Genomic DNA, 13,098 nt, shown 5'->3' with positions numbered 1-13,098 from the left:
GTGGCCCACCGCCCACAACGAGGAATCCCATGCGCATGCTGAGCCCCGCCCAACGCCACCGCGCCCGCATCCTGCAGCAGCAGGCCCAGGCCGCAGACCCCTACGGCACTGAGCTGAAGGGCGACCAGTACGACCTCATGCGCATCAAGCTGGCGCAGGACAAGGCGCAGCTTGGCAAGATCCAGTCGCACGAGCGCCGCGCCGAGGCCAAGGCCAAGCTGCTGCCCGAGTACTTCGACTGGATCAAGACCGCCCTTGAAACCGGTACCGGTGCCGCCGACCGCGTGCTCACCACCGTCATGGTTTGGGCCTTCGACGCCGGCGCCTACGCGCTGGGCCTGGTCATCGCCAAGTACGTGATCGGCCACCGCATGGCCATGGACGATGCGTACACGCGCACCCCCGCCGCCCTTGTCATCGACGAGCTGGCCAATGCCTTTCTGAAGGGCCAGTGGGCGCCGCTCGACGTCAAGGCCGCCGAGGAAGGCGGTGCCCTGCAGCTGCTGCCCCTGTTCCCCGACGCTGAGCCTACGCTGCTGCTGCGGAACGCCGCCGCATTGCTCATCGAGGCCGACATGCTCACCGCAGAGCAGGACGCGCCCGATCAGGCCCGCGCGAAGCTGCACAAGGCCATCGCCTATGCGCTGCTGGGCAAGGTGCAGACCGCCGAAGAGCCCGACCTCGCCGCCATCGATCCGGATGCACTGCGAACGGCGCTGACCCGCCTGCAGCGCGCGCTCCAGCTCGACAGCAATGCTGGCGTGAAGAAGGACATCGAGCGCGTCGAACGCGCCCTGGCCAAGACCGACAAGCCCAACACCGGCGCCGCGGACCCGGCCGCAGCCACCACGCCGGCCGATCCGCCGGCCAGCACCACCGAACAACCCGCCACCGCAGCGCCCGCCGCTGCGCGGAAGACCGCCCAGGCCAAGAAGCCCGCGGCCACCCCGCGCAAGAAGCGCGCGCCCAAGTAGCGGCCCCGAGCACCCCCGCGTGCCGGGCGGCCCGGGGCGCAGCGTGAAAGGCTGAGCCTTCACCACAACGCGCCCCGGCCACCGCCCACCTTTTCCCACCGTCGAGCCCCGCCATGTCTCTCATCGCTGCCGCCCCGTCGCTCGTCCGCACCACGCCCCCCAGCGACCCCGCTCCGCTGGGCGTGGTGTCCGCCGGCGCCTGGTGGCCCGAGATCGATTTGGCCGCCATGCGCGATGCAATGCGCCTCGACGGCACCGTGACGGCGGAGCGGCTGCGGCCCGCGGTGCAGGACGCCATCGCCAGCACCATCGACCAGCTGGCCGCTTGGGCCGTCGTCCACATGACGGCCGGCATCACCTCGCTGGCCGACGTGCCGACCGCCCTGCAGATCGACGGCGAGTCCTCGGCCGTCCAGCGCTTCCGCCGCGCCGTGTACTGCACCGCCAAGGCGAACCTGATCGAGCGATACAGCGACTACGACACCAGCGGCCGCGCCCGCAAGGACACCCAGGAAGAGACCCGCGGCGGCCAGGCCGAAGAGCACCGCCGCGACGCCACCTGGGCCATCCGCGACATCCTGGGCGTGCCCCGCCTCACCGTCGACCTGATCTAGTCATGCCGCGCACCGTCATCGCCCAGCAGCACGACACCGTCGATCAGCTGTGCCTGCGGCACCTGGGCCGCACGGCCGGCGTTACCGAAGGCGTCTACGCGCTCAATCCCGGCCTGGCAGAGCTGGGCCCCACCCTGCCGCTCGGCCGCGCTGTCGTGCTGCCCGATCCCCCTGCCACCTCTGCCACGGTACCGACCGTGCAGCTCTGGGACTGACCATGCCCGACCCCATCGCACCACCGCCCGCGCCGCCGCCCGATCCGGAGCCGCGCCCCAAGCTCATCGACTGGCGCTTCCCCGGCCCGTGGATCGTGAGCGCTGCCATGGCCTTTTCCGGCACCGTCGGTGCCTGGGTCATCAAGACCGACACGCGCGTGCAGCGGCAGGAAGAGCGCATCGAGGCCGTCGAGAAGCGGACCATGTCGGCGCCCGAACAGGCCTACGAGCTGCGCAACATCGCCACCCAGCTGTCCGAGGTCAACAAGAAGCTCGCCGACCTGACGCAGATCCAGTCGCAGATGACGGTGATGGAGTTCCGCATGGGCAATGCCGAGTTCGCCCTCGGCCTGAACCCGCAGAGCGCGCGAAAGGGTCAGGGCAAATGAAGCTGCAAGTCATCCCCGAGTGGAAGCGCGCCGGCAAGCTGGCCAGCGTGCAGGTGCTGGCCCTGCTGGTGGCCTTTCCCGACATCTACAACGGCATCGCGGCCCTGGGCTGGCTCGAAGAGCTGCCCACCGTGGCCAAGTGGTGCATCCGCGTGCTGGCGGCCTTCGGCATCGCCGCCCGCCTCATCAAGCAGAACGCGCCCAAGGCAGACGCCCCATGACCATCACCCTGCCCCAGCTCATCGCCGCCGGCATCACGCCCACCGTCGCCCGCGCCTTTCTTCCCCACCTGGTGGAAGCCTTCGCCCGCTACGACATCAGCACTCCGCGCCGGATGGCCGCATTCATCGGCCAGTGCAGCCACGAATCCAGCGGCTTCACGCGGCTGGAAGAAAACCTCTACTACACCGACCCCGCCCGCGTGGCCGCCATGTTCTCCGCGCTTCGCGAGATCGAGACCGCCAAGCGCTACCTGCGCAACCCCAAGGCCCTGGCCACGGTCGCCTACGCCAGCCGCAACGGCAACGGCCCGGCCGAGTCGGGCGACGGCTGGACCTACCGCGGCCGAGGCCTCATCCAGCTCACTGGTCGCGGCAACTACCGGAAGGCGGAGGCCGGCACCGGCCTGCCCTGCGAGGAACGCCCAGACCTCGTCGCCGAGCCGCCGTGGGCGACGGGCACCTCGGCCTGGTACTGGCATACCAACGGCCTGAACGCGGCCGCTGACGCCTGGAAGCTGGACGCCGTCACGCGCGGCATCAACGGCAAGGCCATGGCCGGCCACGCCGACCGCGTGGAGCGCTGCAATCGGGCCCTGGTGGCACTGACAGCATGACCAGCATCCTCGACACCCTGGCCATTGCCGCGCTGGTCGCTGTCGGCGCGCTGATCGGCGGCTATGCCGTCGGCCACCAGCAGGGCGCCGCCAGCGTCCAGCAGCAGTGGGACAAGGCCAAGGCCAGCACCGCCCAGGCGATCACCGCCCAAGTCACCACCACCCGAGAGAAGGAAACCACCCATGCAAGCCAGAGCACCCAGGCTGTGGACACCTACCGCGCCGCACAGGCTTCTGCCGATGCTGCTGCTGCTGCTCGCGTTGCTGACGCTGAGCGCCTGCAGCGTGGCGCCGAAGGCCGCGCCCTTCGATACCGCGCTATGTCCGAAGCCAGCGCCGCTGAGCGCGACCGTCTTGCAAGCCATGCGGCCCAGCTCGACGCAAGTCTTGCAGAGGGCCGAGTCGTGGCTGAGCAGCTCCGGGCGGCTGTTGTCGAGCGGGACGGACGCATCCAGCTCCTGGCCGACACCATCCGCGCCGACCGCCAGCTCTTCGACCCCTCCGCCGGCGCCGGCAGCCAGCCCGAGCCCTGACGCCATGAAGAAGCCCCAGCTGCTGCGTGACACCATCACGCGTGCCTGCCCCGATCTGGCCACGAACCCCGAGAAGCTCACCATCTTCATCGAGCGCGGCAACGTGCTGCACACCGGCACGCCCTCGCTGTCGTTCGAGTACGCCTACACGCTCAATCTCGTCATCACGGACTGGGCTGACAGCCCCGACGTGCTCGTGGTGCCGGTGATCGCGTGGCTGAAGCAGCACCAGCCGGATCTGCTCGACAACCCGGAGCGGCGAGCGAAGGGCTTCCGCTTCGATGCCGAGGTGATCGACCACAAGACCGCCGATATCTCCTTCGAGCTTGACCTGACCGAGACCGTGGCCGTGCAGGGGGGCACCGTGGACGGCATCAACCGTCTGACCACGCGCCACATTGGCGAGCCGCTCATCGCGGGCTTCGCGCCGCCTGATTCCGTACTCGATCTGCAGGCCGAGTGGCGCGTCGAGCCGCTCGATCAGGCGGACACCTGACGTGTCCGACCTCTCCGCGCTGTCCACCTGGCTGGGCCCGCTGCTGGCCGGCCTGTCGGCGCCGAGGCAACGCGCGGCGATGGTCGAAGTGTCCACCTACCTGCGCCGCAGCCAGGCCGAGCGCATCGGCGCGCAACTGAACCCCGACGGCACGGCGTACGAGCCTCGCAAGCCACGCCTGCGACGGAAGAAGGGCGCCATCCGCCGCAAGATGTTCGAGAAGCTGCGCACGGCGAAGTACTTGCGCAAGGCGGCCACCGCCACCACGGCCACCATCACCATCGGCGGCCGCACGGCACGCATCGCGCGCGTCCACCAGTACGGCCTGCGCGACAAGGTCGATTGGCGCCGGCCTGCATCGCCCGAGGTTCGCTACCCGCGCCGCGAGCTGCTGGGCTTCACTGCTGCCGACGAGGCCGCCATCACAGACATCGTGCTGCGACACATCACGGTCGGCGGCTGACCGTGCCCGGCGCGCCGACGTGGCGCCCCCCCTCGCGCACGCGCGGGCCGTCCGGCAAAGTCGCCGCATGCCCGGCCCCACGGACCCATTCCAGCTATTCGCCGACCTGCAGCGCATGGTGGCGAACCTGCTGCGCGTGGGCACCATCGCGGCCGTCGATCCCACCGCGACGCCGCCGCGGGTCCGCGTCAAGCTGACCGAGAACACCACTACGGACTGGCGCCCCTACTTCGAGCTGCGCACCGGCGAGACGAGAACATGGAACCCGCCCACCGTGGGCGAGCCCGTCATGCTGCTGTCGCCCAATGGCCTGACGGAGGGCGGCTATGTGCTGGCCGGCATTCCCACGGAAGGCCATCCACCGCCCAGCAACGACCCGAACAAGACCGTGACCCGCTACCCCGACGGCATGGTCATCGAGTACGACCACGCCGCCCACAAGTTCAAGGCCACGCTGCCGGCCGACGGCACCGCCGACATCGATGTGCCCGACGCCATCACCGTGACGTGCAAGACCGCCGACGTGACGGCCAGCGAGAGCGCGACGGTCCACTCGCAGCAGATCACCCTCGACGCGCCCCAGACCACCACCACCGGGCACCTGACCGTCATGGGCCTGACCAGCATGATGGGCGGCTTCGCCGCCTACGGCACGTCCACGGTGCCGGGCTCGCAGGGCACCGGCCGCATGAACATCCCGCTGCTATCCACGCGCGAGATCGAGACGACCAGCACCATCCACGCCGACACCGACGTGACGGCGGGCGCCATCAGCCTCAAGACGCACCCGCACGGCGAGGTGCAGAGCGGCGGCGACGTGTCCGGGGGGCCGCTATGACCGGCATGTCCAACGCCACCGGCCGCCGGCTAGAACGGCGGGCCCACATCAGCCAGTCCATCGGCGACATCATCACCACGCCCATCGGCGAGCGGCTCATGCGCCGGAACTACGGCAGCTATGTCCCGCAGCTGGTGGACCACCCCGCGACGGCCGCCAACCGGCTGCGCCTCATCGCAGCGACGGCCCAGGCCATCATGAAATGGGAGCCGCGCACGCGGGTGCGGCGCGTCACCGTCAGCGTGGACGCGCAGGGCCGCTGCTCGCTCAACATCGCGCGCCGCGACACCGCCGACGTCGAGACCGTCAGCTCCACCGTCCAACTGCAGAGCGGCGCATGATCGACCTATCCCAGATTCCCGCGCCCGACATCGTCGAGGCGCTCGACTTCGAGGCCCTGCTCGCCGACCGCAAGGCCGAGCTGCTGGCCGCCATCCCCGAAGACCAGCGCGCCGCCATCCAGAGCGTGCTGTCGCTGGAATCCGAACCGCTGAACAAGCTGCTGCAGGCCAGCACCTACCGCGAGCTGCTGCTGCGTCAGCGCGTCAACGACGCCGCCCGCGCCGTCATGCTGGCGCACGCCCAGAAGGGCGACCTCGACAACCTGGGCGCGAACTGGGACGTGCTGCGCCTGGTCATCACGCCCGCCGACGACACCGCGGTGCCGCCCGTGGCGGCCGTGATGGAAAGCGACAGCGACTTCCGCGCCCGCATTCAGCTGCGCCTCGAAGCCTTCACCACGGCCGGCAGCGAGGCGAGCTACCGATACCACGCCCTCTCGGCCAGCGGCCAAGTCCGCCACGCGTCGGTCGAGAGCCCCACGCCCGGCTATGTCACTGTGTACGTGCTGTCCCGACAGGGCGACGGCACGGCCAGCGCCGAGCTGGTCGCCACAGTCCGGGCCGCGCTGTCCGGCGAGACCGTGCGCCCGCTCACGGACAACCTCACGGTGTTATCCGCCAGCGTGGTGCCCTACGTCATCGAGGCTTCCCTCATCGTGGACCGCGGCAGCGATGCCGAGGTCGTGCGGCTCGCCGCGCTGGCAGCCCTGCAGGCCTATGCGGACAGCATGCACATGCTGGACGCTGACCCCAGCATCAGCGGCTTCTATCGCGCCCTGCACCAGCCCGGCGTGAAGCGGGCCACCCTGACCACGCCGGCCGCCAACCTCATGATGGCCAAGGGCCAGGCCGCCCACTGCACCGCAATCACTTTGACCGCGGAGCTGGACGAATGACCGACACCGCCACCCTGTTGCCCAGCAACGCCACCGCGCTGGAGCGCGCCGCCGCCGCGGCCGACGCTCGCATCAGCGACACGCCGGTGCCGGTGCGCGACGTGTGGAACCCCTACACCTGCCCCGCGGACATCCTGCCCTGGCTGGCCTTCGCCTACGCCGTGGACGAGTGGGACAACGGCTGGACGGTCGAAGTGAAGCGCGAGGTCATCGCGCAGTCGCTGCGGATCAAGCGCGTGAAGGGCACCTATGGGGCCGTGCAGCGCGCGCTCGCTGCGATGGGATTGCCTGCGCGCGTGCAGGAGTGGTTCCAACAGAGTCCCACTGCCGCACCCTATACCTTCCGGGTGCACATCGAGGCCGAGCAGATCGGCTTCAATGCCCAACAGCTCGCCCAGGTGCGAAGAGCGGTTGAGCGCTACAAGAACGTGCGCTCCCACTTAGACGGCATAGACATCGATATCCGCTCCAGAACCGGTCCGCGCATGGCATGCGTGGTACTCACCGGGGTCGATCAGCAGGTGGGCGACGGCACTCCCGTCTACAGCGACGGCACCAGCGCACTGGATCTGATCATGGACGGCGCGGTCAATGGCTACGCAATTGTCGGAGCGGCCGTCGATCAGGTCAGCCTCATCGTCGCCAGCATGCCCAGCAAACTACAGATTCCGGCAGACCTATGAGCTCACCAATCGAAGGCAAAGTACTCCCGTTTGGCGCGGCCGTTGACACGCTCCAATACTTTCTGCAAGGGCCGGCAGATCACATCGCCTTGCCCGGCGGCGAGCCGGTACCGACTCTTCGCCAGCTCACAAGGGATGTCTCGGACGCCGCTGAAGAGAAGCTAGACCAGCAGATCGGTGACTTCACAGCCGCAGCAGCGGCCGTGCTCAACGCAGCAAGCGCTACGACCGCCGTAGCGGAACAAGCGAAAGTGCTGGCGACTGCAGCACTCGCAGCTGGTCGCATCGTTGCGAACCGGGCGGAGGGCCTTGCTGTCTATCCGTCTACGGCCTTGCCCGACAGCGTGTGGTGGGTGCTTCCGAACGAGACGGACGGATACGCGGCGCTGACTTGCCTGCAACGGACTGGGTCGGCCACCACTGTGGTTGTGCAGACCCTACCCAGGGCAGAAGACATCGCAGCAGAGCGGACCTTTGCGAATCGTGGTGTGGTGCACAACGCAACGGTCGCACTTACCGGCGCGGGGACCGACGTCAACGACTGGACCTTCACCTACCCCAACGGCGACACAGTTATCAACGGGGACTGGGTCAGATTCAGGGCGCCGGCAAACAACACCGGCATCGTGCTTGCTCGCATGCCCGAGGGCATTGCGACGAACTTCTGGGACGCTGGATACGCCAAGATCGGTCCCGGCAACCCTATGGTGGCCGGGCGGTGGTACATGATGGAGCGCATCGTCAACGGCGGTGGCAATCATTACCGTTGCTTTTTCGACGACGCGGTGGGGATGGATGCGCGGTCGGGCAAGCCGCTGATCGCTACGGGCACCGTCGCTGCCGGAGCATCGGACATCGAGGCCACTGTCCTAGATTACCCCTACGTCCTGTCCTGGCCCCGGAACAGCGTCTTCACGATCCGGCTTGCACAGGCAACGACTGCAGGACAGCCCCTGCGGTTGAGGCTTAATGGGAGTGGCCAATATCCCGTGGTGCTTAAAAGCACCCTCATCTCCGAAGTCATCCCGGCCAATACCGATTTAGTCGTCCAGTGGACGGGCGGGCCGTCGAACAACTACGCGCTCTTGAGCTGGCCTCAGTCTCGCCTTGAGGGCGCGACGCTATTCGTCGACGGCACCGCGGACGCAGGCACCGGCGATGTGGATGTCAGCACCCCCGAAGCGCCAGGCCTCCAAACGCTTTCCCGCAACCAGCCCTTCGTTGTGCGTCTTGGGTCGGTGGGCACCACTGAAGGGAAGACACTTCGGGTCAGGGTAAACGGCTACGCATGGATCGGGGTCACGGGTGCGGGGGGAGGTGCGTACACCACTGCGCTGCCACCGTTCTCCAACTTCACGATCATCTACACAGGCCCGCCGGGGAATGTCTTCGTACTGACCTCCGCGCAGCGGGCCACAAGCGCCGTGGCCGACCCAGTCGACGCCGCCGTGGCCGCGATTCAGGCGATGGTCACTACCACGCCGTATGGCAGCCAGACTTACACGAACGGCGTGGTCACGCAGGTGGACAACTCCGTCCCGATGGTGGGCATCGGCACGTCGGTTGGAAATGGTGCCGGCGCCCGACATCCGAATGACCCGGCCGGTGATGCGAGCTATGCGCCCATCGTGCGTATGGCGACGATCTTCGCGGAAGAGTTCGGACTCGTCGGGGCCTTCTCTTTCCCGTATGCGAATCAGTCGGTCGGCGGCTCTTTTGACAACGAGGCGCCGAGCCAGTTTGAAGCGCGCCCGTCTGGCTTCGCAACGGGAAGGATTCTGCTGCTCACCCCGGGCATGAATGCCGCGAGTACCTTCGGCCAATTCGCCGCTGCGACGCGGCCCGGGCAGATCAATGGCCTGCGCCTTGCCTGTCAACAGGCAATCGCCGCCGGCTACTTGCCTGTGCTACAGACCACGATGCATCCGCATCCGCTTTGGACCTGGCAGAACGCTGGCACCGATACGCTGGAAGGCTGGAACTGGCCCACGCCCACGTTCCGAGTGCCGCTCACGTATGCCGTTGATGCGGTGGCTAAGACCATCAGCAATGACGCAGCGTTCCAAACCCCGCAATGGGGCTCGGACAAGCTCAAGGTCGGCTCGATCCTGCGGTTCACAGACGGCCCGAATGCTGGTGTGGATCACGTAATCACGGCGCTCACGGCCACCACAGCCACCATTGGTGGAGGAACTCTCGTCGCCTCTGAAACCGGGCCACGCACCATGTACCACCGGGTGTCAGCGGCGGAGAACGAGACGCTGCTGCCTGTCCCCCCTTCAAAGCGATACGTCAGAGCCAACCGGAGCGGCAGCGGGGTGCTTATGGGCGTCCGGCTATGGGATGCCTACAACGCCGCCATCGGGGCACTGGCCCGCGAACTTCGAGTGCCGCTCATCCAGATCGACAAAATGAGCTTCGACTTCGTTGCTGCAAACGGTGGGGACACACTGGCGTGGGATGAGGGCACCCGCACGATGACAGGGGCTTCCCCTGGGTGGGACGTCGGCTACACCACGAGCTACCCAGGCTATCCCGACCTCAAGCAGCACAACCACCCGAACGTTTTCCATCGTCAAGCCACATTTGACCTTGGAGCACGCAAGCTCGCTCGGCTCATCACGAGTGGGCAACTCTCGCGGGACGCGGTGATAAGGTAAACCGCAACAGTACCCGCCACCGTCACCTGCGCGAAGGCTCGCGCACGCGCGGAAGGCTCGGCACCATCGGTGCATGGCCTTCTCCAGCATCCACACCACGCACGGCCTGCGCGAGATCGCGCGGGCCATCGCGGATAACGCGCAGATCGGACTGATCGCGCTGGCCGTGGGCGATGGGGGCGGCAACCCCATCACGCCCAACGTCGCCATGGTGGGCCTGGTGGGCGAGCGCTGGCGCGGGCCCATCAACCGCATCTACAAAGACCCGGCCAACGCGCTGCTCTACATCGCCGAGGCCATCATTCCGGCGTCGGTGGGTGGCTGGACGATGCGAGAGGCCGCGCTCATCGACACGAGCGGCGCCATGTTCACCATCGCCAACCTGCCGGACAGCTATAAGCCGCTGCCGGAGGAAGGCACGGCCAGCGACATCACGCTCCGCATCGCCTTCCAGCCGGCCAACGCCGACACCGTCGCGCTGCAGATCGACCCCAACGTGACGCTCGCCACGCAAAGCTGGGTCATCAACTATTTCAACGACGGCAACGTCTTCCCAGGCGGCACCACCGGCCAGGTGCTCACCAAGCAGAGCAACGCTGACGGCGACGCCGACTGGCAGGACATCGACGCCATCAACGTGGTTGTCAACACCATCGAAGAAACGCAGACGCTCGCGGCTGGCCAGACGGTGGTGGACCTGACGGTCACCACGACGCGCGGCCTGGCGGTCTACATCGAGGGGGTGCGGCTACGCGCCGACGAGTGGACGAAAGACCCCGACGAACCCACCCGCCTGACCCTGGCAACGGACTACCCCGCCGGCACCAAGCTGGTGGCCGCGCAGAACGAGCCAACGGGCAATGCGCCCGATCCCCTGCTGCGCAGCAAGAACCTCTCGGACCTGTCCAGCACCGTCGATGCGCGCGCAAATCTCGGCGTCTACAGTAAGGACGAGTCGGACCGCGCCGGACCCATCGGCATGCCTGCGCACTGGCCGACGGCGAACCTGCCCGCGGGCTGGATCGTGCGCGACGGCGCAGCCATCAGCCGCACGGGCTTTCCCAAGCTGTTCGCTGTCCTTGGCACACGGTACGGCGCCGGAGACGGTTTCACGACCTTCAACGTGCCCGACGACCGTTCGCTGTTCGATGGTGGCGCGGACATGGGTCGAGGCCTGGATGCCGACATGGTTCTCGGCGCCGTGCTCGACAGCACGGTCAAGGCCCACGGTCACACGGTGGCGGTGCAGGACGCCGGCGAGCACGACCATCCGGTGAACATCGAAGAGGCGCCGGACCATCAGCATCAGCTCGACACGTCCAGCGTCCGATTCTTCGTGCCGTTTGAAGTCCGCAATGGCGAGGGCACCTTGCATTCCGGCAGCGGCATGCGCAACTCTGGAACCTCTCCAGCTGGGCGCCACGGACACAAGGGGAGCACTTCCCCCGGTGGCAAACACCGTCACAACGCCAACGCGACGGCGACCGGCTCCGCGCACACCCGCCCTAACACCCGGGCCTACGTGCCCATCATCCGCGCGCTCTGACCATGGCCGCCCTTCCCGACCGCATCCCTGCCTTCCAGCTCAACGCCGCCGGCCTGCTGGTGGACGTTGTGCCTGCCATGGAGTCCATCGCCCAGCCAGGCGAAGGCGTCTACCACGTCCCGGCCGGCGCAACGGTCGAGCACTTGCCAGAAGGCTGGATCACCACCGAGCGCACTGACTCCGGCTTCTTCGACTGGCAGGGCCATTGGCCCGACGACAAATGGCCGCGGTTCAACGGCCACGCCTGGGAGCTGGTCACCCGTCCCGTCGCGCCCGCCCAGGCAGCGCCCACGCCAGTGGAAAAGCTGGCCGCCTTCCTGGCCGAGAACCCGGACGTTTCGGCCCTCATCAACGCCAACACCACGCCCAGCGCGTAGGAGCACCGCACCATGTCCACCGAGTACCACCACGGCGTACGCGTCTTTGAAGTCAACGAAGGCGGCGCCACCATCCGCGTCGTCAGCACGGCCATCATCGGCCTCGTGGCCACGGCGCCCGATGCCGACGACGACGCCTTCCCGCTCAACGTGCCGGTGCTGCTGACCAACCCCTCGGGCAGCGTCGGCAAGGCCGGCGCAACGGGCACGCTGGCACAGGCGCTCAAGGTCATCGGCCAGCAGGCACAGGCCGTCACGGTCGTGGTGCGCGTGGCCCCCGGCAACGATGCCGCCGCGACCACTTCCAACGTGATCGGCACCACCAACGCCCAGGGCCAGAAGACCGGCCTGCAGGCGCTGCTCGCCGCGCAGGGCCAGCTCGGCGTCAAGCCGCGCATCATCGGGGCGCCGGGCCTGGACACCGAGGCCGTGGCCGACGAGATCGGCACCGTCGCCGAGCAGCTGCGCGGCTTCGGTTACGTGGCCGCCCGCAAGGCCGACGGCCTGGCCCTGGCCACCACCAAGGAAGAAGCCACCACCTACCGCGCCAAGTTCGGCAAGCGCGAGCTGATGGTCATTTGGCCCAACTTCCTGGCATGGAACACCACCACCAGCGAAGCGGAGCCGGTGCCCGCCACTGCGTACGCGCTGGGCCTGCGCGCCAAGCTCGACCAGACCATCGGCTGGCACAAGACCATCAGCAACATCGTGGTCAACGGCCCGCAGGGCATCACGGCCGATGTGTTCTTCGACCTGCAGAGCCCGGCGAGCGACACCACCTACCTGAACGGCCTGGAAGTCACCACCATCATCAACCGCAGCGGCTATCGGTTCTGGGGCAACCGCACCACCGAAGCCCAGGGCGGCAAGTTCTTCTTCGAGAACTACACGCGCACCGCCCAGGTGCTGGCCGACACGATGGCCGAGGCGCACTTCACGTTCGTGGACAAGCCGATGCACCCGAGCCTGGTGAAGGACATGCTCGCCAGCATCAACGCGAAGGGGCAGGACCTAGTCAATGGCGGCTACCTGATCGGCTTCGAGGCCTTCCTGAATCCGGACCTCAACCCGAAGGAAGAGCTCGCCGTCGGCCGCCTGCGCATCAGCTACCGCTACACGCCGGTGCCGCCGCTCGAAGACCTGGGCTTCAACCAGACCATCACCGACGACTACCTCGCCAACTTCGCCGCGGCCGTGCAGGCCGCCTGAGCCGAAGCCGATCGCTTCGCAACCCGCAC

General features: G+C 67.8%; 17 protein-coding genes. All 17 read left to right on the top strand.

Going from position 1 to position 13,098, the window contains the following annotated elements; genetic code table 11:
• Positions 1 to 29 precede the first annotated feature (29 nt).
• Complete coding sequence (gene gpM, locus KBC94_RS07920; RefSeq protein WP_294368293.1) at positions 30 to 974, top strand: phage terminase small subunit; 945 nt, start codon at positions 30 to 32, stop codon at positions 972 to 974.
• Positions 975 to 1,087: 113 nt separating this feature from the next.
• On the top strand, positions 1,088 to 1,588 hold the full coding sequence (locus KBC94_RS07915; protein ID WP_294368289.1) for a head completion/stabilization protein: 501 nt from the start codon (positions 1,088 to 1,090) through the stop codon (positions 1,586 to 1,588).
• 2 nt (positions 1,589 to 1,590) lie between these two features.
• Positions 1,591 to 1,803, top strand: a complete 213-nt coding sequence (locus tag KBC94_RS07910; protein WP_294368287.1) for a tail protein X — start codon at positions 1,591 to 1,593, stop codon at positions 1,801 to 1,803.
• 2 nt (positions 1,804 to 1,805) lie between these two features.
• The gene (locus KBC94_RS07905; RefSeq protein ID WP_294368285.1) at positions 1,806 to 2,192 is read left to right on the top strand and encodes a hypothetical protein; all 387 of its coding nucleotides are present in this window, start codon (positions 1,806 to 1,808) and stop codon (positions 2,190 to 2,192) included.
• Complete coding sequence (locus tag KBC94_RS07900) at positions 2,189 to 2,413, top strand: hypothetical protein (RefSeq protein ID WP_294368283.1); 225 nt, start codon at positions 2,189 to 2,191, stop codon at positions 2,411 to 2,413. The genes KBC94_RS07905 and KBC94_RS07900 overlap by 4 nt, the downstream gene beginning before the upstream one ends.
• The gene (locus tag KBC94_RS07895; protein ID WP_294368282.1) at positions 2,410 to 3,027 is read left to right on the top strand and encodes a glycoside hydrolase family 19 protein; all 618 of its coding nucleotides are present in this window, start codon (positions 2,410 to 2,412) and stop codon (positions 3,025 to 3,027) included. Before KBC94_RS07900 ends, KBC94_RS07895 begins: the two co-directional genes overlap by 4 nt.
• A complete protein-coding gene (locus tag KBC94_RS07890; protein WP_294368279.1) occupies positions 3,024 to 3,560 on the top strand; it encodes a hypothetical protein in 537 nt (178 codons plus the stop codon). The genes KBC94_RS07895 and KBC94_RS07890 overlap by 4 nt, the downstream gene beginning before the upstream one ends.
• Positions 3,561 to 3,564: 4 nt before the next feature.
• Positions 3,565 to 4,056, top strand: a complete 492-nt coding sequence (locus KBC94_RS07885; protein WP_294368276.1) for a phage tail protein — start codon at positions 3,565 to 3,567, stop codon at positions 4,054 to 4,056.
• Between the two features lies 1 nt (position 4,057).
• Complete coding sequence (locus KBC94_RS07880; RefSeq protein WP_294368274.1) at positions 4,058 to 4,519, top strand: phage virion morphogenesis protein; 462 nt, start codon at positions 4,058 to 4,060, stop codon at positions 4,517 to 4,519.
• Positions 4,520 to 4,586: 67 nt separating this feature from the next.
• The gene (locus KBC94_RS07875) at positions 4,587 to 5,357 is read left to right on the top strand and encodes a phage baseplate assembly protein V (protein ID WP_294368272.1); all 771 of its coding nucleotides are present in this window, start codon (positions 4,587 to 4,589) and stop codon (positions 5,355 to 5,357) included.
• A 5-nt stretch (positions 5,358 to 5,362) separates the two neighbouring features.
• The gene (locus KBC94_RS07870; RefSeq protein WP_294368269.1) at positions 5,363 to 5,698 is read left to right on the top strand and encodes a GPW/gp25 family protein; all 336 of its coding nucleotides are present in this window, start codon (positions 5,363 to 5,365) and stop codon (positions 5,696 to 5,698) included.
• Positions 5,695 to 6,594 (top strand): baseplate J/gp47 family protein, encoded by a 900-nt coding sequence (locus KBC94_RS07865; protein ID WP_294368266.1) that lies wholly within the window; start codon positions 5,695 to 5,697, stop codon positions 6,592 to 6,594. Before KBC94_RS07870 ends, KBC94_RS07865 begins: the two co-directional genes overlap by 4 nt.
• Positions 6,591 to 7,277: a phage tail protein I gene (locus KBC94_RS07860; RefSeq protein WP_294368264.1), complete on the top strand. Its 687-nt coding sequence runs from the start codon at positions 6,591 to 6,593 to the stop codon at positions 7,275 to 7,277. Before KBC94_RS07865 ends, KBC94_RS07860 begins: the two co-directional genes overlap by 4 nt.
• Entirely contained in the window at positions 7,274 to 9,937 is a 2,664-nt protein-coding gene (locus tag KBC94_RS07855) for a hypothetical protein (RefSeq protein ID WP_294368262.1), read from the top strand. Before KBC94_RS07860 ends, KBC94_RS07855 begins: the two co-directional genes overlap by 4 nt.
• A 73-nt stretch (positions 9,938 to 10,010) precedes the next feature.
• Positions 10,011 to 11,483 (top strand): phage tail protein, encoded by a 1,473-nt coding sequence (locus KBC94_RS07850; RefSeq protein WP_294368261.1) that lies wholly within the window; start codon positions 10,011 to 10,013, stop codon positions 11,481 to 11,483.
• 2 nt (positions 11,484 to 11,485) lie between these two features.
• Positions 11,486 to 11,860, top strand: coding sequence for a phage tail protein (locus KBC94_RS07845; RefSeq protein WP_294368259.1), 375 nt, complete (start codon positions 11,486 to 11,488; stop codon positions 11,858 to 11,860).
• 12 nt (positions 11,861 to 11,872) lie between these two features.
• A complete protein-coding gene (locus tag KBC94_RS07840; protein ID WP_294368257.1) occupies positions 11,873 to 13,069 on the top strand; it encodes a phage tail sheath protein in 1,197 nt (398 codons plus the stop codon).
• Positions 13,070 to 13,098 lie beyond the last annotated feature (29 nt).

The organism is Pseudacidovorax sp., from assembly GCF_017991995.1.
Lineage (GTDB): Bacteria > Pseudomonadota > Gammaproteobacteria > Burkholderiales > Burkholderiaceae_C > Xenophilus.
The sequence above is the reverse complement of the archived record's forward strand: the minus strand, read 5'-3'. Positions and strand labels throughout refer to the sequence as shown.